The sequence below is a fragment of the Gilliamella sp. Nev3-1 genome, assembly GCF_001690435.1.
GTDB classification, from domain to species: Bacteria; Pseudomonadota; Gammaproteobacteria; order Enterobacterales; family Orbaceae; genus Gilliamella; species Gilliamella apicola_C.
Window position 1 is genome coordinate 1 of sequence record NZ_LZHN01000012.1, and the last position, 21,212, is coordinate 21,212.

22 protein-coding genes, 2 pseudogenes and 1 riboswitch are annotated in these 21,212 nt (G+C 35.5%); of the genes and pseudogenes, 7 read left to right on the forward strand and 17 right to left on the reverse strand.

Annotation, left to right across the window (positions count from 1 at the left end; genetic code table 11):
- Positions 1-440: integrase core domain-containing protein (locus tag A9G40_RS02835; RefSeq protein WP_141675175.1), on the forward strand; the 440-nt coding region annotated here is incomplete at its 5' end.
- A gap of 160 nt (positions 441-600) precedes the next feature.
- On the opposite strand, the gene A9G40_RS02840 is transcribed toward A9G40_RS02835, so the two are convergent.
- On the reverse strand, positions 601-1,056 hold the full coding sequence (locus A9G40_RS02840) for an STY0301 family protein (RefSeq protein ID WP_065581826.1): 456 nt from the start codon (positions 1,054-1,056) through the stop codon (positions 601-603).
- 177 nt (positions 1,057-1,233) lie between these two features.
- A complete protein-coding gene (locus A9G40_RS02845; protein ID WP_065580527.1) occupies positions 1,234-1,437 on the reverse strand; it encodes a heavy-metal-associated domain-containing protein in 204 nt (67 codons plus the stop codon).
- 142 nt (positions 1,438-1,579) lie between these two features.
- On the opposite strand from A9G40_RS02845, the gene A9G40_RS02850 reads away from it, so the two are divergent.
- From A9G40_RS02850 to A9G40_RS02865, 4 genes and pseudogenes are all read left to right on the forward strand, one after another.
- Positions 1,580-2,518: a hypothetical protein gene (locus A9G40_RS02850; RefSeq protein WP_065581827.1), complete on the forward strand. Its 939-nt coding sequence runs from the start codon at positions 1,580-1,582 to the stop codon at positions 2,516-2,518.
- 591 nt (positions 2,519-3,109) lie between these two features.
- A complete protein-coding gene (locus A9G40_RS02855; protein WP_065581828.1) occupies positions 3,110-4,198 on the forward strand; it encodes an RNA ligase RtcB family protein in 1,089 nt (362 codons plus the stop codon).
- The gene (gene prfH, locus A9G40_RS02860; protein WP_065581829.1) at positions 4,198-4,818 is read left to right on the forward strand and encodes a peptide chain release factor H; all 621 of its coding nucleotides are present in this window, start codon (positions 4,198-4,200) and stop codon (positions 4,816-4,818) included. The genes A9G40_RS02855 and prfH overlap by 1 nt, the downstream gene beginning before the upstream one ends.
- Positions 4,819-4,936: 118 nt before the next feature.
- Positions 4,937-5,416, forward strand: a pseudogene (locus A9G40_RS02865) (helix-turn-helix domain-containing protein); the annotation flags it as partial.
- Positions 5,417-5,459: 43 nt separating this feature from the next.
- Here the strand turns inward: A9G40_RS02865 and A9G40_RS02870 are convergent.
- A protein-coding gene (locus tag A9G40_RS02870) for an IS3 family transposase (RefSeq protein WP_442902703.1) occupies positions 5,460-6,541 on the reverse strand; the annotation gives its coding sequence in 2 pieces (ribosomal slippage) (positions 5,460-6,298 and positions 6,298-6,541; 1,083 coding nt in all).
- A 616-nt stretch (positions 6,542-7,157) separates the two neighbouring features.
- Here A9G40_RS02870 and A9G40_RS02880 point away from each other — a divergent pair.
- Positions 7,158-7,574, forward strand: a complete 417-nt coding sequence (locus A9G40_RS02880) for an STY0301 family protein (protein ID WP_065581468.1) — start codon at positions 7,158-7,160, stop codon at positions 7,572-7,574.
- A 72-nt stretch (positions 7,575-7,646) separates the two neighbouring features.
- Here the strand turns inward: A9G40_RS02880 and thiD are convergent, their stop codons facing one another.
- The 13 genes and pseudogenes from thiD to A9G40_RS02945 all read right to left on the reverse strand — a co-directional run bounded on the left by thiD (position 7,647) and on the right by A9G40_RS02945 (position 19,652).
- On the reverse strand, positions 7,647-8,441 hold the full coding sequence (gene thiD / locus A9G40_RS02885) for a bifunctional hydroxymethylpyrimidine kinase/phosphomethylpyrimidine kinase (protein ID WP_065581469.1): 795 nt from the start codon (positions 8,439-8,441) through the stop codon (positions 7,647-7,649).
- A 10-nt stretch (positions 8,442-8,451) separates the two neighbouring features.
- Positions 8,452-9,093, reverse strand: coding sequence for a thiamine phosphate synthase (gene thiE / locus A9G40_RS02890; protein WP_065581470.1), 642 nt, complete (start codon positions 9,091-9,093; stop codon positions 8,452-8,454).
- Positions 9,094-9,101: 8 nt separating this feature from the next.
- The gene (gene thiM / locus A9G40_RS02895) at positions 9,102-9,890 is read right to left on the reverse strand and encodes a hydroxyethylthiazole kinase (RefSeq protein ID WP_065581471.1); all 789 of its coding nucleotides are present in this window, start codon (positions 9,888-9,890) and stop codon (positions 9,102-9,104) included.
- A gap of 56 nt (positions 9,891-9,946) precedes the next feature.
- A riboswitch (TPP riboswitch) is annotated at positions 9,947-10,048 on the reverse strand.
- Positions 10,049-10,087: 39 nt separating this feature from the next.
- Complete coding sequence (trkA, locus tag A9G40_RS02900) at positions 10,088-11,449, reverse strand: Trk system potassium transporter TrkA (RefSeq protein WP_065581472.1); 1,362 nt, start codon at positions 11,447-11,449, stop codon at positions 10,088-10,090.
- Positions 11,450-11,557: 108 nt separating this feature from the next.
- The gene (gene trpS, locus A9G40_RS02905; protein WP_065581473.1) at positions 11,558-12,553 is read right to left on the reverse strand and encodes a tryptophan--tRNA ligase; all 996 of its coding nucleotides are present in this window, start codon (positions 12,551-12,553) and stop codon (positions 11,558-11,560) included.
- Positions 12,554-12,576: 23 nt separating this feature from the next.
- Positions 12,577-13,272 (reverse strand): phosphoglycolate phosphatase, encoded by a 696-nt coding sequence (locus A9G40_RS02910; protein ID WP_065581474.1) that lies wholly within the window; start codon positions 13,270-13,272, stop codon positions 12,577-12,579.
- On the reverse strand, positions 13,265-13,942 hold the full coding sequence (gene rpe / locus A9G40_RS02915) for a ribulose-phosphate 3-epimerase (RefSeq protein ID WP_065581475.1): 678 nt from the start codon (positions 13,940-13,942) through the stop codon (positions 13,265-13,267). The genes A9G40_RS02910 and rpe overlap by 8 nt, the downstream gene beginning before the upstream one ends.
- Before the next feature lie 39 nt (positions 13,943-13,981).
- A complete protein-coding gene (locus A9G40_RS02920; protein WP_065581476.1) occupies positions 13,982-14,803 on the reverse strand; it encodes a Dam family site-specific DNA-(adenine-N6)-methyltransferase in 822 nt (273 codons plus the stop codon).
- 48 nt (positions 14,804-14,851) lie between these two features.
- A complete protein-coding gene (locus A9G40_RS02925; protein WP_065581477.1) occupies positions 14,852-15,640 on the reverse strand; it encodes an SPOR domain-containing protein in 789 nt (262 codons plus the stop codon).
- Between the two features lie 67 nt (positions 15,641-15,707).
- The gene (aroK, locus tag A9G40_RS02930) at positions 15,708-16,229 is read right to left on the reverse strand and encodes a shikimate kinase AroK (RefSeq protein WP_065580715.1); all 522 of its coding nucleotides are present in this window, start codon (positions 16,227-16,229) and stop codon (positions 15,708-15,710) included.
- 184 nt (positions 16,230-16,413) lie between these two features.
- The gene (gene gutQ / locus A9G40_RS02935; RefSeq protein ID WP_065581478.1) at positions 16,414-17,376 is read right to left on the reverse strand and encodes an arabinose-5-phosphate isomerase GutQ; all 963 of its coding nucleotides are present in this window, start codon (positions 17,374-17,376) and stop codon (positions 16,414-16,416) included.
- A gap of 201 nt (positions 17,377-17,577) precedes the next feature.
- Positions 17,578-18,200, reverse strand: a pseudogene (locus A9G40_RS02940) (LysE family transporter).
- A 9-nt stretch (positions 18,201-18,209) separates the two neighbouring features.
- Positions 18,210-19,652, reverse strand: coding sequence for an LTA synthase family protein (locus A9G40_RS02945; protein ID WP_065581479.1), 1,443 nt, complete (start codon positions 19,650-19,652; stop codon positions 18,210-18,212).
- Positions 19,653-19,897: 245 nt separating this feature from the next.
- Here A9G40_RS02945 and A9G40_RS02950 point away from each other — a divergent pair, with 245 nt between their 5' ends.
- The gene (locus tag A9G40_RS02950; RefSeq protein WP_065581480.1) at positions 19,898-20,485 is read left to right on the forward strand and encodes a nitroreductase family protein; all 588 of its coding nucleotides are present in this window, start codon (positions 19,898-19,900) and stop codon (positions 20,483-20,485) included.
- A gap of 35 nt (positions 20,486-20,520) precedes the next feature.
- Here the strand turns inward: A9G40_RS02950 and A9G40_RS02955 are convergent.
- Positions 20,521-21,212: IS3 family transposase (locus A9G40_RS02955; RefSeq protein ID WP_176700431.1), on the reverse strand; the 692-nt coding region annotated here is incomplete at its 5' end.

Consider the following 21,212-nt stretch of genomic DNA (forward strand, 5'->3'; position numbering starts at 1 on the left):
GTAATCAACGTCGCTTTAGAACATTCAATGTCATCGATGACTTTAATCGTGAGGCGTTAGGTATTGATATTGCAGTAAGCTTACCAGCAGGAAGGATTACCCGTTACTTAGATAAACTGGCCGAATATCATGGGTATCCATTAAAAATACGGGTCGATAATGGGCCAGAATTTACAGGAAAAACCTTTATAAACTGGGCTAAATCCCATGATATAGCCATTGATTATATCCAGCCCGGTAGCCCTTATCAAAATGGCTATATTGAACGGTTTAATCGTACCTATCGCACTGAAGTGCTCGATTCATATCTTTTTAACAACTTAGCACAAGCAAGGAGAATAACCGAAGAATGGTTAACGATTTATAATACCGAAAGACCGCATGAGGCATTAAATAACATGACACCGATTGAGTATAAAACACTAAAACAAGCAGCATGATTTTCTACGTGAGTTGTGTACTAAGTTTGGGGTATTTACATTAAAACTTAAATTAAAATAATGTATTGAAAAAATAAACTATGGTTTAAAATTTTAGTGGGATTTGAGTTATCGGCTATTACATATAACAATACATATAACAACAAATCCCATATTTCAACTAATGCAAGTCCTTTGCCTCACTTGTGCTACAGGTAAGTGTCCCTCTTTTTCCTTGTTCATCTTCAAAATAGTCAGCCCAGCAACTTTTCATTGATGAATCAATTTTTTTTATTAGCTCAATTCTGCTTGTACTGTAAGCGCAACTAACATAATAAGGTTCAACATCTGTGTGGTAATTAACTTCCCATATTAACTCATGTTTCTTACCAGCAACCGTTCCTTTTGCTGGTTTTAAAACACCCATTCTAGAAGGGTTATCGTAATAAACAATCATGCTATGAAAAGAGCTACTCAGGCTATCTTTATCAGAAACCTCCCATCCATCAGGCATGTTTTCAACTTCTTCTTTAACTTTGATGTTTTGTGGGCAATCAATCTGATAAGCATTAACAAAAAAAACTGCACTAAACCAAGCCATAATAGCCACAGTAACACTCAATATTTTACCTTTCATAGTCTATATCCTTTTCACAATAGCTTATTAATAAATAGATAAACGCATTCTAGCATTTTCCAAAATATGCTGATACTTTAAACAAATTTTTTGTTATTTCTGTTTTAAGGTAAAATTTCAGCAAGGTAGCATAACAAAGATGCCTAAGAAACCTAGTGCTATCAAATATAGAGATAGTCAGTTCGCAGTTCCAACAAACTCATAACCAGCCTCATTAATCGCAGTGATAGCGGCTTCTTGCGTAATGGAACTATTTTCGATAGCAACTTGGCGCTTAGTTAAATCAACGGTCACTTTTGCGTTTGGGTCAATGTCATTAATCGCTTTTGTTATCATTTTCACACAATGCTGGCAATTCATATTATCGACTATCAATTTCATAAAAATCTCTCTATTCCTAATGTTATTTAATAAACAACCAAACAAAATACCTATTTATAACACTAATTTTATTTGATTACATTTAGTTTTTTTCATAAAGATGATAATATTTACTTCCTTTTTACACTTATAACAAAATATTATGATGAAAAAAATAAAATATTCTTTATTGTGGATTTGCAGTTTAATCCTTGTTGGCTGTTCTGAACCTAGTTCTATCGAGCGTTGGATTGACAACCCTACTGCTAACGAAATAAAAGTCACTATTGATGGTAAAGAATTAACTATTCCAGCCAAATCGGGTATTAATTATACATTTGAATACGGCAAACATACCTTATCGTATAATAATGATGACTTCAATTTTGTTGTAAAACCGGCTCAATTTGGAAAATTAGGTCTTATTAACCCAACACAAAGTAACTATTATTTATACACAGTCATCTATTCAACGTCTGAGTTGAATGATGAAGAATACGAAAAGATTTTAAGAGAAAAAAGAGAAATCAATAACATTCCAGCCATTATTGATGGTAAAGCGCAAGAAATAGAATTGCCAGCAAAATTAATCAATGATGTATTTATTGAACACAGCCAATATCATTGGGATTATTCTTATGATCAACCTTTTCCAAAAGAAATAACTCAAGATCTAAAATTGAAGAAAAACCAATCTTATCAAGAACGTTTTAGAAAATTATATCGTGAAAGCGACTTTATTGAATTCTTAAAAGAAGATGAAAAAGAAGACATTAGCTTTCCTTACAACCCTAAAAAGTTCAGTGAGATAAGCCAATATGTTATTCCTAAGATTGACTTAAATAACATAAAATGCGAAGCAGGTCGTCAATATATGGAAAGCCTATTAAATGACTGGAATCATCTTATAACATTAAAAGGTAGTGATTTTAAAAAACCATACGACAATTTGGCATCAAATGATGCAATGGCTAAAAGTTATCGCTCAAAAGAAAAATGTACAGAAGAAAACGATCCTGAGAAAAGCTACAGTAAAGAATTGGGGAAATTCGTTGATGCTCTTCGAGATACTCGCGACGTTAACTTTTATGTGATCAAATAATAGTACTTGATCATTTTCAATAAATCGAAAAAGAGGTTGCTAAATGACCTCTTTTAAAAAGAGTAAAATCATTTTAAACGGGTTTTATGCCTCGATAGCTTACAGACAAATGTTCTTCCTATTTTTATCTCAAGGATAAAAGGCTAAAATTTTACTTTTTATGTTGTTTTATTAATTAAAATTCTTCACGCCTACTATTTACATCTCATAAAAAAATAACTATGATACTCACCATTATTAACTGCAAAGGAGAATTGATTATGATTTGTTTAACTAACCTTTGCAGGCTTATCGCAAAATAATTAAGTAGTAACACTTCTCATTTTTACTTCAATTCATTCTGCTGATCTTAGCCTGCCAATATAACCTATACCCAATACTTAAAGATAATTTTGCTTTACATTGTTAAAGTAAGCGTTGTTTTGGATTAACAATAATTAACTGTTGTGATCAAATCAATGTTAAGTGCAAAGCTGAATTTTATATGTATTATTTTAATTTATAACGTTTTTTACATGTAATTTTTTCAAAAAATTTGTCTTTATACATCATCAGGGTATAACAATAATATTGATTAATATGGATTGATATATGGACAATTCTATACAGGTGCTATCTGACAAAGCATCATATATTGCATCAAAAAACACATGGATTGAAGGCGTGGCTATTGAACAGCTACTGGCAACCGCTAATTTGCCGAATATGGTTAAAGTTGTGGGCATGCCAGATCTTCATCCGGGAAAAGGCTACCCTATTGGAGCAGCTTATTTAAGCCGTGAAATCATCTACCCAACTTTAATTGGCAGTGATATTGGTTGTGGTATGGGTTTTTGGCAAACTGAAATCAATATAGCTAAATTGAGTATTGATAAATTGGAACGGCAAATTGGTAATATTGATCAGTCAAATACTCATCATAAATACAATCTTGGTACAATTGGTGGTGGTAACCATTTTGCTGAATTACAAAAGGTCAGTAAAATTTGTGATGAGTCGTTATTTAATGATTACCAACTCAATGCTAAGAAGTTGTTTTTATTAGTGCACAGTGGTTCAAGAGGATTAGGTCATGCGATTTTACAAAATCAATTATCGCGTTTTGGTAATCAAGGTTTACTTGAAAACAATCCTGAAGCATTAGACTATCTAGCTAAGCACGATAACGCAATAGCATTTGCTAGATTAAATCGTCAAATTGTCGCTGAAAGATTAATGGCAAACCTAAATACACAAGGGGGTGAAGTGCTAAATGGTTGTCATAATTTTCTCGAAAAAGTCATGTTCACTGGGCAGGCGTATTGGTTACATCGTAAAGGCGCCTCTTCAGCAACAGATGAATTAGTGATTGTACCCAGATCGCGTGGGGATTATAGTTATTTAGTTAAGCCAATACAGCATGAAAATCTTCTTATGTCATTAGCCCATGGTGCGGGGCGTAAATGGCGTCGGGTCGACTGTAAAGGCAAGTTAGATAACCGCTATTCAATGCAAGAACTTAAACGAACCAAATTGGGGAGCCGTGTCATTTGTGAAGATAGCAGCTTAATTTTTGAAGAGGCGCCACAAGTTTATAAATCAATTGAGAGTGTAATTGAATCGATGCAACAAGCAAACATTGTTAAAGTGATCGCACAACTTACTCCAATATTGAATTATAAAACACAAGGAGGTCATTAATGGCATTGCTCTGTTTTTCATCTGCCAAAGGGCCTGCTGAATGCACTTTAGCTGTTGCGAAAGCCGTAACGCAATTTCTAAATGAAGCAAGTAAATTATCAGTAACAACCGAAATAGTCGAAAGCGTATTGGGCGATAAGCCCAATACTTTCCGTTCAGTGCTTATTTCAATTGAAGGCTTACAGTGTGATCAATTAATACAGCGTTGGCTTGGAACCGTACAATGGATTTGCCAAAGCCCATATCGACCAGCACATAAACGTAAAAATTGGTTTATAGGCACTACCTGCTTACAAAACCCTTCACAAATAATGGATAGTACTATTGAATTTACGACGATGAAATCATCGGGCGCTGGCGGCCAGCATGTCAACAAAACCGAATCTGCCGTTCGTGCAACACATATCGCAACGGGTATTAGTGTCAAAGTACAGACCGAACGAAGCCAACATGCCAATAAGCGATTAGCGAAATTATTATTGGCGCATAAACTTGCTGAATATGAAAATAATTTACATCAGCAGAATAAAACTATACGCCAGCAATTTCATTACTCAGTACCAAGAGGTAACAGTAGTTTAGTTTTTTATGGCAAAGGATTTCATGAAAAAATAGAGTAACCATATTATGTAGTGTATTAGTTCCGACTTAATCGGACAAAGGGCTTGAAAAAGAGAGCATTACCAGTTTTGATATTAGGTGTCAAATCTACAATCAAAACAACAAGAGGTAACGTTCATGCTTCATACTAACAATCAAATCATAAAACATAAAGTAGGCTTATTAAATTTAACTGAAGAACTTCAGAACGTGTCTAGAGCTTGTAAAGTGATGGGAGTATCAAGAGATGCGTTTTATCGTTATAAAGAACTCGTTGAAGAAGCTAGTTTAGACTCTTTAATATTAAAGAGTAGACGGACACTAAATCTCAAAAATCGCGTTGATGACCCAACGGAACAAGCCATTATTCGTTATGCTATTGACTATCCTGCTCATGGTCAGCATAGAACAAGCAATGAGCTTCGTAAGCAAGGTGTTTTTATTTCAGGAAGTGGCGTGTGCTCTGTTTGGTTAAGACATAATCTTGAGAATTTCAAAAAATGCTTACATGCTTTAGAAGAAAAAGCGGCTCAGGAAGGTATTGAACTCAATGATAGCCAAATAGCTGCATTAGAAAAGAAAAAGCACGATGATGAAGCTTGTGGTGAAATAGAAACTGTATGTAAATACCCCAAACTTAGTACACAACTCACGTAGAAAATTAAGCTGCCTGTTTTAATATTTTATATTCGAGCGGTGTCATGTTATTTAATGCCTCATGCGGTCTTTCGGTGTTATAAATCGTTAACCATTCTTCGGTTATTCTCCTTGCTTGCGCTAAGTTGTTAAAAAGATATAAATCGAGCACTTCAGTACGATAGGTACGATTAAATCGTTCAATATAACCATTTTGATAAGGGCTACCGGGCTGGATATAATCAATGGCTATATCATGTGATTTAGCCCAGTTTATAAAGGTTTTTCCTGTAAATTCTGGCCCATTATCGACCCGTATTTTTAATGGATACCCATGATATTCGGCCAGTTTATCTAAGTAACGGGTAACTCTCCCTGCCGGTAAGCTTACTGCAATATCAATACCTAATGCCTCACGATTAAAGTCATCGATGACATTGAATGTCCTAAAGCGACGTTGATTACGGCTACTGCCACTCATAAAATCCATTGACCAACAGTCACTTTGTTTATTGGGGACTAATAATCTTTCTGAGCATCGTGGAGGAATGCGTTTTTTACGCTTTACCCTGAGATTAAGCTTTAATTCACAATACACCCGATATACCCGTTTATGATTCCATTGATAGCCGAGCTTTCTGATACGATTAAAACATTTAGGAAAGCCCCAGCGTAAATGCCGGTCTGTGATAGCATTCAACACCGAAACAATCACCGAATCATCCTGTAACTTAGCTTGATAATAGTAAGCACAACGGCTTAAACCAACAATGGCACAACTCATAGCAATAGTAACTGAATGATTTTGTTGTAGTTGCTGTGCCCACGTTTTACGTGCCCCTGTTGGCACTAAAGCTTTTTTATGATTTCTTCCTGAAGCTGGGATCTTAAGCTCAGTTCGGCAAACATCTGTTTAAGCTTGCGGTTTTCAGCCTCCAGCTCCTTTAAGCGTTTGATATCCGACGTTTCCATTCCGCTGTATTTTTCTCGCCATTTATAGAAAGTTGAATTACCCATGCCATATTTACGGCACAGTTCTTTAACGGGAATACCCGCTTCAGCTTCTTTTAAAATAGCGATGATTTGATGTTCAGTCATTTTTTTCATAATTAAATCCCCTTTACTTGTATCATAGAGAATTTTCTACTTTTTTGCTGTACTATTTTAGGGGATAGTTACATTAATGTTCTAATAATACTTTTCATAGAATTATATAAAACGTCTTAAATCAACTTAATGCTAATCATTTATTTATTACCATCATTGATAAAAATAATGTGTAGGCTCAATACGTTTGCCAATGGTTAAATTAATTGCCCCCTTGCAAATGTTTTATGGCTTCTTCTAGATTGCTACATTGGGGAAATAATACTGCAATTTTGGTAAAGTGTGTGCAATCCGTATCGTGGATATTTTTAGTTTGAGTTTTGTATGATAGTGATGAGTCTTATTTTATGGTATAGAGCTTTTTTGGCGATATCTCCGTTATGCTATCTTGCTAAAAACTTACTCCAAAACAGAAATAATAAAAAACTCGTTTAATTTAGATAACATGGTGAAAATAGCTTAATGACTTATAAATAATTATAATTGTTTTTATTTAAGATATTAGCATGATTTTTTGAAATCTTAGAATACTTTTATCTTTTTATTAATAGGTAATTGTTAGAAGGATAGATAATATGAAAAGGAAAATATTGAGTGTTACTCTAGCTATTATGGCTTGGTTTGGTGCAGTTTTTTTGTTAATGCCTATCAAATTGATTGCCCACAAAACATCAAGGCTAAAGAAGAAGTTGAAAACAGGCCTAATGGGTGGGAGGTTTCTGATGATATAAATAGTTTAACTATATCGTTTAGTAGCATGATTGTTTATCACGGTAAGCCTTCTAGAAAGGTCAGTTTAAAACCAGCAAAAGGATGGGTTGAAGGTAAGAAACATGAGTTAATATGGGAAGTCGATTTTAAAGCTGATGTTGAACCTTATTATGTTAGTTGCTCTTATAATGGCAGTAGAATTGAGCTAATAAAAAAAATTGATTTATCAATGAAAAGTTGTTGGGCTGATTATTTTGAAGATGAACAAGGAAAAAAAGGAACACTTACCTGTAGCACAAGTGAAGCAAAAGATTTGCATTAGTTGAAATATGGGATTTGTTGTTATATGTAATAGCTGACAACTTAAATCCCTTTTAGACTATTTATTGTGCTGTCACCACCAACGGTAAAAATGGTGTGTTGGGCCAATTCCGTTACCAATATTTAAATTATCAGCATGGCTAATGGCTCCTTGCAAATAATTTTTAGCCTGCATTACAGCTTCTACTAAATTATATTTGGGTAATAATGCGGCAATTGCTGCAGATAGTGTGCAACCTGTTCCGTGAGTATTTTTAGTTTGAATTCGTGGAGAAGTTATTCTTATTACATTATCTTGGGTTATCAAATAATCAGGGCTTTGACTACCTGACAAATGCCCGCCTTTCATTAAAACCGCTTTGCAACCCAATTTGAGTAATTCATCCCCTTGCTTTTGCATATCATCTTCGTTTTTGGCCTCACCACAATCAAGTAGTGCTGCTGCTTCAGGAATATTAGGAGTAACAATGGTTGCTAAGGGTAATAATAACTCACGAATAGCAGTTATGGCATCAGATTTGAGCAGGGGATGTCCTCCTTTAGCTATCATTACAGTATCTAAGACGATAGCAGGAATAGCATTTGTGATAAGAAGATGGTGAACTGCTATGACTATCTCTTTATTCATTAGCATTCCCATTTTTACACTATTAATTTGAATATCTTGATATAGCGTATTGAATTGAGCTGCAACAAATTCAGGGGTAATGGCTAATACCGCATCAACCCCTCGTGTGCTTTGTGCCGTTAATGCAGTGATAACTGACATGCCATAAGCCCCGAGTGCCGAAAAAGTTTTTAAATCGGCTTGAATTCCTGCGCCACCGCTGGGATCTGACCCAGCAATGGTTAATGCAATTGTTGTCATAATGTATGCCCTATTTAGCCTTCCTGATTTGAGTAATGAGCGATAACGTCGCTTGCTCAATATCTTGTTTACCACAAATAGCTGAAACCACAGCAACGCCGTCGATACCTGTTTGAATAACGTTAGTCACATTATTTTCATCAATACCGCCAATAGCTACAGCAGGACATTGCTTTAGTTCTATTAGTTCAATTAATTGTTCGGTTCCCAGTGCTACTGCTGCATCTTTTTTCGTTGCGGTTGGAAAGATAGGACCAATACCAATATAATCGACCTTATGCCATGGAACGCTATCAAGTTGACGTCGATTAGCGATCGAAAACCCTAACCATTTATCTCTACCAATTAATTGACGAGTAACATCAACAGGAAGATCACTTTGTCCAATATGTACACCATCGGCGTCAACCGCTAAAGCAATATCGACATGATCATTAATAAACAGTGGTACGGGTGTTTCATTCAGCGCTTCTTTCAATGCTAATGCGGCATAATACCAATCTTTACCGCTAAACTTATGTTCAGATCTTAACTGTACTGCAGTTGCCCCATTAGAAACAGCAATTTTTGTGGTATTTACCATGCCACTAATACCACCACATAATAATGGATCAAGGACTAAATAAAGAGTTAAATCTAATTGCTTTTTCATCTTGTTCCTTATTGATGCAATGAATTAAACAGAGATAGTTGATCTAGTAGTGATACCGCAAAGGTACCTAATCCTTGCTGTTTATTGGCAAGTTGACCTGCTTTTTTCATCATAAAACAAGCTGAGGCGGTAGCTGATAAAGGATCTGATGAATTGGCAATAAAAGCAGCTACCATAGCAGATAGTGCACAGCCTGTTCCTGTTACTTTTGTTAAAGCAATATCGCCACCAGTGATGCTATATAAGATGTTGCCATTAGTGATATAATCAATATCCCCCGTCATTGCAACAATCGTTTGATATTTTTGTGCAAGTGCTTTGGCTGCATGTACAGCAGATGTCGTTGAGTTTTGACCATCAGGTCCTTTCGATGATCCATTTTCACCATTTAGTACTAATATTTCTGATGCATTACCGCGTATGACTGTTGGCTTTAATGATAGTAATTGACATACAATTTCAGTTCGATAATTAAGCGCCCCCCCCACAGCGACAGGATCAAGCACCCATGGAGTTTGTGTTTGCAAAGCTTGGATTGTTGCTAACAACATACTTTTGGCTGTGCTACTGTGAATGGTGCCAATATTAATCAATAAACTATCCGCAATGGTGATAAATGACTCCACCTCTTGCTTGGCAATAACCATTGCTGGTGATGCACCAATAGCGAGTAACACATTTGCGGTAAAATTTTGCACCACATCATTTGTAATACAATGCACTAATGGGTTTTGTTGTTTTACATGATAGATAAAAGGAGTTGCTTGTACTAATTGAAATGGTTTGTTTTCTAACATATTTATTCCCTGTTATTTTAGAACTAAAATATTGGGAAGAATTTGCCAAATTAAAGCTAAGATGGCTTAGACTTCCCTACGCTGGCATAACCCAGATCAGGTTCAACGGGTAAAATCTCAGTTTTTTGTCAAAACAAAAAACACCCCGAGTCAAAATTTGTTCATCCATTATGAACTGACTATCAGTTTTTAACAAACTATTGTAATAACTTTTCAATATCTGTTATTGCCTTTCTGTCTGGCAAAAAGATGATTAGATGATCATTATCTTCTATCATCAAATCAGTATTAATAATAATCACATCTTCACCACGAACAACAGCTCCAATTGTTGCACCTGAAGGCAGTTTTAAGCCATTAATATTTTTGCCCACCAGTTTTGATGTATCATTATTGCCTTTGGCAACCACTTCGATAATTTCAGATTCGCCTTGCCTTAGCGAAACGACTTTAACCATACCAGTTTGTCTTACATGACTTAATAGTTCTGAAATGGTGGCATGTTGTGGCGATATTGCGATATCAATCACACTATCATTAATCAATTCAAGGTAGGCTTGGCGTTGAATTAGTACGATCACTTTTTTTGCGCCCATTCTTTTGGCAAGCATAGATGACATGATATTGGATTCATCGTCACCTGTGACTGCAATAAAAAGATCGGTAAGCTCAACTTGCTCTTGTGAAAGTAATTCTTGATCAGATGACTCACCATGCAACACTGTGGTATTAACCAGTTGCTCGGCAATGAGTTCGGCTCGCTCAGCATTGCGTTCAATTAACTTGACTTGGTAATCATTTTCCAAACGCTTTGCTAAAGCGACAGCAACACTACCACCACCACTAATAATGATTCGCTTATAAGGTTTTTCTAATCGTTGTAGTTCGCTGGTTACAGCTTTGATATTAACTGGTGGCGTAATAAAATACACCATATCTCCCGCTTCAACCAAGGTTGAGCCAAGCGGACGAATAAAGCGGTTTTTACGATAAATAGCAACCACTCGCGCTTCAACATGAGGTAAATGTTCTTTGAGCTCGGATAATTCACTGCCAACTAAAGCACCGCCATAATAAGCCGTTACCGCCACTAGACACACTCGGTTATCATAAAAAGAAGCAAATTGCAATGAGCCAGGGTATTGAACTAATTGACTTATATGATTGGTGATAAGATTTTCTGGGGCAATGATATGATCGATATTAATACAGTCTTTATTGAAAAAAGGATAATTTTCATCATTATATTCAGGCGCTCTAATGCGAGCCACTTTTTGTGGAATACTAAATAAGACATGACCAATTTGGCAGGCCATCATATTGACTTCATCAGAGTTAGTTACAGCAACAAGCATATCGGCCGATTCAGCGCCAGCACTTTCTAATACCTGAGGATAGGATGATTTTCCACAAATTACCTGTAAATCAAAACGCTCTTGTAGCGATTGCAATCTATCATGATCTTCATCCACCACAGTAATATCGTTTTGTTTTTCGGTAACAAGATATTCCGCAAGTGCACTACCTGTTTGTCCTGCACCAAGAATAATAATCTTCATAACTAGCCTATATATTTAGATGGCTTTAACCATTATCCATTTACTTAGTATATTAAAGCCATTGCATATCATTCATTTTTTAGTCGCAATCTGTTATTGATTTTGCAATTATACAAACCCGATTGCATCATAGACTTTTTTCAACGTTGGCTCGGCTTTTGAACGTGCTTTTTCAGCTCCATCTTGCATGATTGAAAATAGATAATGTTCATCGTCACGATACTCATGATATTTAGCTTGCAAGGTAGTTAACATATCAATGACTTGCGTTGCAACTTCTGTTTTGAGGTGACCATACATTTTACCTTCAAACTCTTTTTCAAGCTCGGCAATAGGCTTACCTGTCACACCAGTTAAAATATCAAGTAGATTTGAAACACCAACTTTATTTTTAACATCATAGCGTACTACTGGTGGCTCATCAGAATCAGTCATTGCACGTTTGATTTTCTTCTCAATATCTTTTGGATTTTCGAGTAAACCAATCACATTATTACGGTTTTCATCTGATTTGGACATTTTCTTAGTCGGCTCTTGCAATGACATAACGCGCGCACCAACCCTGGCAATGAACGGCTCGGGAACAGTAAAAATATCACCATAAAGCGCATTAAAACGCATAGCAATATCACGCGATAATTCAAGATGCTGTTTTTGATCATCACCAACAGGAACTAAGTTTGCTTGATAGAGTAAAATATCAGCAGCCATAAGTACAGGATAATCAAATAGCCCTGCATTGATATTCTCTGAATGGCGTGATGACTTATCTTTAAATTGCGTCATACGGCTAAGCTCACCAAAATAGGTGTAGCAATTTAAAGCCCAGCCTAACTCTGCATGTGCAGGCACATGCGATTGTACAAAAATAGTGCTTTTTTGCGGATCAATACCACAAGCTAAATAAAGGGCTAGTGTATCTAATGTGGCTTTACGTAATTTGTTTGGATCTTGACGTACGGTAATTGCATGCTGATTAACAATACAATAAACGCAATCATATTCGTTTTGCAAAGACACCCAATTTTTTAAAGCACCTAAGTAGTTGCCAAGTGTTAGTTCCCCTGATGGCTGAGCGCCACTAAATACAATCGGTTTACTCATAATTTCTTCCTAATTTATACTCATTATTTTTTTGCATCAGCTTTTGGCTGAGGTAGAATTGTTAATATATCTTTAAAATCGTCAAATAAAAAATCGGGATTACTAGTAGCAATTGAAACGCCATAGTTATAGCCATAGCTTAAGGCAACAGTTGGGCAGTTAGCATTTTGCGCAGCAGTGATATCGTTTTTCGAATCACCAACAAAAAGTAACTGATCGCTAAACAATCCAAATTTCGCCATTACTTGATACAAAGGAGCTGGGTGTGGTTTTAATTTGATCACATCGCCACCGCCAAGTACTAGCGAAAAGAACTCTTTTATGCCTAGTGACGCTAGTAATGCAGGTAAAAATTGGGCTGGCTTATTGGTCACTAATGCAAGTGGATAATGATTATCATAAAGCACTTTTAAAGTTTCTTTAACATTCGGAAACAGCCTAGTTTCGACATCAATAACTTTATCATAATGTTGGTTAAATAATATCTTGGCTTTGGCAAATTGTTCTTTTGATGGCTCAATAGTAATGGCTTTAAAAACGCGTTCTAGCATGATATCAATGCCATTACCAACGAAATTTTTGATCTGCTCATTGCTGATCGTTGGTAAATTCAACTCTGCCAACATATTTTGTGTAGCCAGTGCCAGTCCCGGCACACTATCAACCAATGTACCATCTAAATCAAATGCGATTGCTTGAATATCTTTTAGTTTATTCATGTATCACTCCTGCTAACTCTTTACGCATGGCATCAATGACGGTTTTATAATCAGGCTGGCTAAATATGGCGGAGCCAGCAACAAACATATCTGCACCTGCTTTAGCTATTTCAGCAATATTTTCTACTTTTACCCCACCGTCAATTTCTAAACGAATATTTAATCCTGATGCAATTATACGTTGTTTAACTTGGTGTAATTTTTTCAAGGTTGCGGGAATAAAAGATTGCCCCCCAAAGCCAGGATTAACGCTCATCAACAAAATAATATCAATTTTGTCCATGACATAATCTAAATAATCCAGCGGAGTGGCTGGATTTAATACAATACCTGCCGTGCAACCATGATCTTTAATTAATTGTAATGAGCGATCTAAATGAATCGTCGCTTCTGGATGAATAGAGATATTAGTAGCACCAGCTTTAGCAAATGAGGCTATTAGCTCTTCAACAGGGGATACCATCAAATGCACATCAATAGGTACGCTAATGCCATAATCTCGCAGTGCTTTACAAAACATCGCCCCCATTGTTAGATTAGGTACAAAATGGTTATCCATAACATCAAAATGGATAACATCGGCTCCGGCGTCAATGACCTTTTGCGCATCTTCACCAAGGCGCGCAAAATCAGCTGACAATATTGATGGAGCAATAATAAATTTTTTCATAACCTACCTCATGATAACCCATTTTATATTCAAGCCTGATTATGACTTTTTATAGAGAGCTAAAATCTCATCAATTTTTTTACGACCCTCACCTGCACAGCTAATTGAACGACGCATTTCTGCGCGATAAAGCTCGCTTGCTTTGCTATAAAGAGTCATTGTGTAATCAGTATAATGATTAGATACTAGCACGGGTATATTCTTTTTATATGCTATAGTTTCAGCCAATTTCGACAAGTTTTTATGTTCTTCAAATCCAAAAATATTTGAATAATAAGCTGTAAACCCTACTGATTGATTTGGGGGTATGTAGGGCGGATCACAATAAATAACCGAATTTCTTTCTGCCTTCTTCATGACCTCATGATAAGGTGCGCAAATAAATTTCGCTTTTTGTGCTTTTTCTGCAAAAAAATAAAGTTCTTTTTCAGGAAAATAAATGGTTTTATAACGCCCAAATGGCACATTAAATAATCCACTATTGTTATAACGACATAGGCCGTTATAACAATGTCGGTTTAAATAAACAAATAATAATGATCTAAAATATCGATCTTTACTATGATTAAATACATCTCTAAGCTGATAAAACGCATCAGGTTGATTATTTTGAGTAGTAAAAAGCAATCTGAGATCACGAATAAATTGATCTGGAGTTGATTGTAACAAGGTATATAGTGAAATTAAGTCTTGATTGATATCCGCTAAAATATAGTTTTCGTAGTTTGTATTTAAAAACACAGAACCAGCTCCGACAAAAGGCTCAATCAATAGATCGCCTTCTGGAAGATACCGTTTGATTGTGTCCACAAGCTCATACTTTCCTCCAGCCCATTTTAAAAAGGCTCGTTGCTTCTTCAACGGATACTCCTATTTGTCGTTGATTGGATAAATAAACGATATTACTTATTATTTTTCTATTTTTTCTTTATTAACAACCGCACCCGATTTAACCCATGGTTTATCTTTTAAGAGTGCTGATGGTAAAGATTTAATAGCTTTACGTGCTTCATTAGCTGATGAATAATCACCTTTTACTAAAATAAACCACGTTCCTGAACTATATTCAGTTTTATATATATGGTAATTAGTTATATTGTTTTGTTTAATAAATTTTTTCAACCCCTCAACTGATTTGGATGCACTTAGCTGAATAACATAATGATCATTACTTATTTTAATTTTTTTTCCTAAATCAGCTTTTTCTTCTTTACGATTAACTGTTTTCTTATCATGATCATTATTATTTTTCTTAGTATTAGTTGATTGTGAAATATTTATATTATTAGAAATACTAGCGTTAGTTCTTCTATTTTGTGTTGTAATAGTATTAGAGTGTCCCTTAACCTCAGAATTTAGATTATCTATTGAGCTTAAACTATCATCTGTATTATCAGAACTTTCAGTTTGAGATCCATTAACAACTGCGCCACTTTGCCCATTTGAAATCAAACTGTTAGTTTCTTCTGTTGTCGTAACATCATTAACGGTAGGTGATGTTAATGCTGTTACTTCATTTTTGCGAGAAGAGTAAAAAATAATCAAGCCAAGCAATAATAGAAAAATAATGGCTACCGAACCGAAGATAACTAATTTTTTCTTTGGAAAATTTTGAAGAAGGTTTAGCAACTTTAATGAAGGCGTAGAGTCCTTACTCGGTTGCTCTAAAATATAACGGTCATCTTTATCTACACGCATACTTACTCCTTAACCTATAAAAAGGTTTATTACTTCATTAATAGCTATTACATCCAAAATAAGTTGCTTAAATCTGTTCTATTTTATCAATAATATAACTGGCAACACCTTTGGCACTTTGTTCATCAGTTTTAATGGTAATATCGGCAATTTCTTTGTAAAGAGGTTCACGTTCACCTGCAAGTTCTTCATAAAGCTCACGAGGTGTGTTACCACCTTGCAGTAATGGACGGCGTTTATCTTTTTGTGTTCTTGCCATTTGCTTTTCAATGGTTGTTTCAAGATAAACAACAATTCCACGTGCTGACAATCGGTTGCGTGTCTCTTTTGATAAGACAGAACCACCACCAGTTGCCAGAACTACGCCTTGTTTTTCAGTCAATTCGTTAATGACTTTTTCTTCTCTGGCACGGAATCCCTCTTCTCCTTCTAGGTCAAAAATCCATGCAATATCGGCTCCAGTACGTTTCTCAATCTCTTGATCTGAGTCAAAAAAATCCATGCCTAACTGTTGCGCAATTTGTCGGCCTATTGTGCTTTTTCCTGCCCCCATAGGGCCAATTAGAAAGATATTTCGCTTTTCTGCCATTGTAGTTTCATCATCTATTAATTTTGGTTAAAATATACAACACAACATCAATTTTAGTTGATTAAAAATCATACAAAATTCAATTGTGTAACTTTTCCTTTGATCTCCGTCTAACGACAAAAATTTAGGTCGGTAATTATCTCAATAGATAGCACCTTTTGGCAATAGGTATTTATTAATAGTTTTAGCTAATACCAGCTTGATGCAAATCATGAATATTTAAAGCACCGACTAATTCACCCTCATTGTTAACGACTGGTGCAGCGGTAATATTGTGATCATTAAAGGATTTTAATGCTTCAACCGCTTTCCAATTATCAGGGATAAGGTATCCTGGGCTGGTCATAACATCCAAAATACTATCTTGTAATGTACCATTTTTCAATAATAACCGACGTAAATCGCCATCGGTAAATACTCCAATTATTTTATTATTATTCTGACAGATTGCAACTAAACCTACACCTGTTCGACTTAATTCTAGCATAGCATCAAGAACCGTTGCTGTTTGTGGAACTTTAGGTATTCGATCGCCTGTTCGCATCACATCTCTGACATGATTAAGTAATTTAGCACCTAAACTACCTGCTGGGTGGGAGCGAGCAAAATCTTCTTCTCTAAAGCCTCGAGCTCGCATTACAGCAATCGCTAGCGCATCACCCATCAATAATGTGTTGGTTGAACTTGATGTTGGCGCTAATCCCATTGGGCATGCTTCTTTTTCTATCGAGATATTTAAAATAGCTTGAGCTGATTTAGCCAATGGCGAATCAACTCCGCCCGTAATTGCAATTACGGGTACATTCATTGTAGCGAGGATCGGCAGAATAATATTAAATTCTTTTGCCCGTCCGGAATAAGAAATTAAAATAGCCACATCATTGGCTGTTACCATGCCTAAATCGCCATGCAATGCTTCCGAAGGATGCATAAAAAAAGCGGGGCTGCCCGTGCTTGCTAACGATGCAGCAATTTTTTTCCCAATATGTCCTGATTTCCCAATACCTGAAACAACAACCTTACCTTTGGTGGTTAAGATAAGTTGGCATGCATTAATAAAATCTTTGCCAAGCCGATTAGGTAACTTTTCCGCTTCTTGTAACTCTAGTTCAAGAACTTCTCGACCATATTGTAATAATTTATCCATTTTCAATTAGCCTGTCGAATAAAAAAATCAGTGTCCAGTGAATGTATAATCGGTAAATAAAAGTAATCGATTATAAAAGCTAAACTATTATCAGTTTAACAATTAACGATCGAATATTCAAAAAAAGAAAGTCTTTTTATCAAAACTTTTCAGGTAAACAGGTGCTTGAAAGTAAATATGAGTTCACAACATTAGAGTAACTTAAAGTCCGAAAGCAACTTTTACGCCTAATGTAGTTAAAATGGTACCTAATAATTTATCGAAAATAGTTTGAATTTTAAAATAACGCCGTTGTATTGTTTGATTTTGAAAAACAAACACCACAAAAGGCCACCAAAAAAAGGCTTCAATCCAAATGATAAATGCAATGATAAGTTTACCAATCGTTGATGATTCAGCATCAAGCATTTGCGTAAAAATTGCTAGAAAAAATAACGTTGCTTTAGGGTTAAGTAAATTACATAAAAAACCTTGCGTAAAAGCCAATTTTGTTGAAATTAGCTGCTTAATTGGTTGTTTGCCAACTAAGCAAGTGGTCGCATTAGAGGCAAATAATGCTTTAAAGCCAAGCCATATAAGGAAAGCGGCACTGGCATAGCATAGCGTGTTATAGAGCAATGGAATGGTGCCAATCAACACCGCAAGACCAGCAACGCAATAGCTCATATGAATCAAAATAGCAGTGATCACATCTAAACAAGTAAATAATGCTGTTTTTCGGCGATAATTTAAACTGTTTTTAACACTAAAAAGAAATCAGGTCCAGACGGAATCATCCCCAAAAAACAGGTCGAGCCAACTAAAAGCAATGTATCCAACTCCATTTTCGGTACCTATTTAAATACCTGTGCTGAATTATTGATCGTTGCGATATTGGCTTTATTTTTTTCAATAAACTGTTTTTTATCAAAATTAGGGGCAGATAAATAGTCAGTTAGAAATTTGCCATTACTTGCAACTTGTGCCCCATTTAAAATTAAACGAGGCAAATCAATTTGGTAAATGGTTTGATCGGGTGTTTTTTGTAGATCTTGTATACTTGCGTTAGTTAATAGATAAAGCTTGCGCTCTTTTTGTGAAAGGCGATTAATGGTTGGCGTGCCAGATCCCATCATTAAATGATCTGGGAAAATATAAAATACAGTGTTTTCTAATACCCCTTCATCTTTTAATTGTTGAATAAATAACCCTAAATTATGATCTAATGAAGCAGCAACAAAAGACATATTATCTGGTTTGGGTGAAATAATTGATTTCATTCTTTCGTCATCAAAACCATTTGGAGCATGAGTTGAAACGGTTGATACAAATAAGGCAAATGGTTGGTTATTTTGACGCATTTGCGTAATCTGTTTTTGCGCAACATCAAAAATATCTTTGTCATATAATCCAAATGGTGCTGTTGGGTATTGCCCAACGTAATTTTTTTCCGAAATGACTTGCATACCCAAAAGCTCAGCAGTATGCCCAATACCAGCAAAATCAGGACTAGGCATCACATAACGGGTTTGATACCCAGCTTGTTTTAGCACATCACCCAAACTAACTAAGTTTGTTTGGTTTGCACGCATTAATGGGGATGTTGTGTAACCGCCAATTAAAAATGGCATGCCGGTCATATAAGTATACATGGAAGCAGTCGTCCAAGTGCTTCCAGTGCTCATTGGCATATTGGCAAAAAAAGTATAATCTTGGCAAAGATGTCGTAAATTAGGTGTAATATCTTCAAAGTCGAGAAAACCTTGTTCAAACGATTCTAATGATAACACAATAATATTTTTACCTTGTTGGCTAACAAGCTGGTTTTTATTGATGTAATTAGTCATATTGAGTGATTGCAATGCTTGCTCAAATGGTTCGCGCGGAGCACTAGTAACCTGATATATTTCATATAACCGGCTTAATGGTCCATTGTGGTAACTAATTGAAAATATAGCGATAACAGCGAGTAATATGCGAGGCAATAATCGGTATTTTCCTTTACACCAATTAGCGAGTTTTAATAGTAAAAAAATGAAAGAAAAAAAGACTACAATGACCAGAACGGCTTGCAATTTAAAAATAAATAGCCCTTCTATAATATCATTTATATTTAAATTCACATAAAACTGATAATCAATAAATCCACCACTAAAGTAGATAGAAGTTAGCTCCATTACAATAAAAATCGTTAATAAAGTTACGTTTAAAAATTGCCATTTTTTCTTTTTAAAGAGCGAGGCAAAAACAATTGTGATAATAAAAAGAGGTAAAACAATGAATGTCGATAATGGCATAAGATTTGTTACTCAATTTCTCAAAAATCAATTTTGCTAAAGTATATACTCAATACATAAAAAAATAAAAATATCGCTTAATGCTGTTTAATTTATCACATTATCTTCATAGCCTAACTTGAAAAGTGCTAATGGCAAAAGCAGACTTTTCATATATCAAATGATAATTATTAGCATTTGATGTTGATAATTGAAACCGTTAGCAATAAGATATCGCCAATAATGTCAAATAATTAGGTATTACTATGTCGTGTTATGTACGAAAATTAGCTTTAATTCTATTATCATCGTTGATTCCTTTCGCGTTATGTTATGCCGATATTTCATTACCTAAGCCACAAATAAAAGATGGAATGAGCTTATTTGAAAGCTTAAAAAAACGTGCTTCAACATCTGGTGGCGGGTTTCCTACTGGTAAGATTTCTGATGAGGAACTTTCACAAGTGCTTTGGGCAGCAAGTGGGTTGAACCGAGGTAAAACAGGATGGACAGTACCAATGGTTAAAGGTAAGCCACCTTATGTACGAATTTATATTGCTGGTGAAAAAGGCACTTTTTTATATGAGTGGGAAGGTCATTATTTAAGAGAAATTAATAATAAAGATATTCGCGCCGACATTGGTTTGCAAAATTTTACTAAGCGAGCCGCCTATTCATTAATTTTTGTGTCAGATGCTAATGTATTGGCTGATATAAATCCCGAAGAAAGTACTCACTTTAATTATACTGCTGTTGGCGCAATGAGTCAGAATGCTTATTTAGCTGCGGCAGCATTGAAATTAAATGCTCGTTATATTCATTCCATCAAGTCAGATGCCATAATTCAAGTGTAAATACCCCAAACTTAGTACACAACTCACGTAGAAAATTAAGCTGCTTGTTTTAGTGTTTTGTATTCAATCGGTGTCATGTTATTTAATGCCTCATGCGGTCTTTCGGTATTATAAATCGTTAACCATTCTTCGGTTATTCTCCTTGCTTGAGCTAAGTTGTTAAAAAGATATAAATCGAGTACCTCAGTGCGATAGGTACGATTAAATCGTTCAATATAGCCATTTTGATATGGGCTACCGGGCTGGATATAATCAATGGTTATATCATGTGATTTAGCCCAGTTTATAAAGGTTTTTCCTGTAAATTCTGGCCCATTATCGACCCGTATTTTTAATGGATAACCATGATATTCGGCCAGTTTATCTAAGTAACGGGTAATCCTTCCTGCCAGTAAGCTTACTGCAATATCAATACCTAACGCCTTACGATTAAAGTCATCGATAACATTGAATGTCCTAAAGCGACGTTGATTACGACTACTGTCACTCATAAAATCCATTGACCAACATTCACCTTGTTTATTGGGGACTAATAACCTTTCCGGGCATCGTGGAGGAATGCGTTTTTTACGCTTTACCCTGAGATTAAGCTTTAATTCACAATACACCCGATATACCCGTTTATGATTCCATTGATAGCCGAGCTTTCTGATACGATTAAAACATTTAGGAAAGCCCCAGCGTAAATGCCGGTCTGTGATAGCATTCAACACCGAAACAATCACCG

Coding starts and splice junctions, on each gene's coding strand:
- A9G40_RS02840 (WP_065581826.1), bottom strand. CDS start 1,056: ATGAAAGGTAAAATATTGAGTGTTACTGTGGCTATTATGGCTTGGTTT.
- A9G40_RS02845 (WP_065580527.1), bottom strand. CDS start 1,437: ATGAAATTGATAGTCGATAATATGAATTGCCAGCATTGTGTGAAAATG.
- A9G40_RS02850 (WP_065581827.1), top strand. CDS start 1,580: ATGATGAAAAAAATAAAATATTCTTTATTGTGGATTTGCAGTTTAATC.
- A9G40_RS02855 (WP_065581828.1), top strand. CDS start 3,110: ATGGACAATTCTATACAGGTGCTATCTGACAAAGCATCATATATTGCA.
- prfH (WP_065581829.1), top strand. CDS start 4,198: ATGGCATTGCTCTGTTTTTCATCTGCCAAAGGGCCTGCTGAATGCACT.
- thiD (WP_065581469.1), bottom strand. CDS start 8,441: ATGACAACAATTGCATTAACCATTGCTGGGTCAGATCCCAGCGGTGGC.
- thiE (WP_065581470.1), bottom strand. CDS start 9,093: ATGAAAAAGCAATTAGATTTAACTCTTTATTTAGTCCTTGATCCATTA.
- thiM (WP_065581471.1), bottom strand. CDS start 9,890: ATGTTAGAAAACAAACCATTTCAATTAGTACAAGCAACTCCTTTTATC.
- trkA (WP_065581472.1), bottom strand. CDS start 11,449: ATGAAGATTATTATTCTTGGTGCAGGACAAACAGGTAGTGCACTTGCG.
- trpS (WP_065581473.1), bottom strand. CDS start 12,553: ATGAGTAAACCGATTGTATTTAGTGGCGCTCAGCCATCAGGGGAACTA.
- A9G40_RS02910 (WP_065581474.1), bottom strand. CDS start 13,272: ATGAATAAACTAAAAGATATTCAAGCAATCGCATTTGATTTAGATGGT.
- rpe (WP_065581475.1), bottom strand. CDS start 13,942: ATGAAAAAATTTATTATTGCTCCATCAATATTGTCAGCTGATTTTGCG.
- A9G40_RS02925 (WP_065581477.1), bottom strand. CDS start 15,640: ATGCGTGTAGATAAAGATGACCGTTATATTTTAGAGCAACCGAGTAAG.
- aroK (WP_065580715.1), bottom strand. CDS start 16,229: ATGGCAGAAAAGCGAAATATCTTTCTAATTGGCCCTATGGGGGCAGGA.
- gutQ (WP_065581478.1), bottom strand. CDS start 17,376: ATGGATAAATTATTACAATATGGTCGAGAAGTTCTTGAACTAGAGTTA.
- A9G40_RS02945 (WP_065581479.1), bottom strand. CDS start 19,652: ATGCCATTATCGACATTCATTGTTTTACCTCTTTTTATTATCACAATT.
- A9G40_RS02950 (WP_065581480.1), top strand. CDS start 19,898: ATGTCGTGTTATGTACGAAAATTAGCTTTAATTCTATTATCATCGTTG.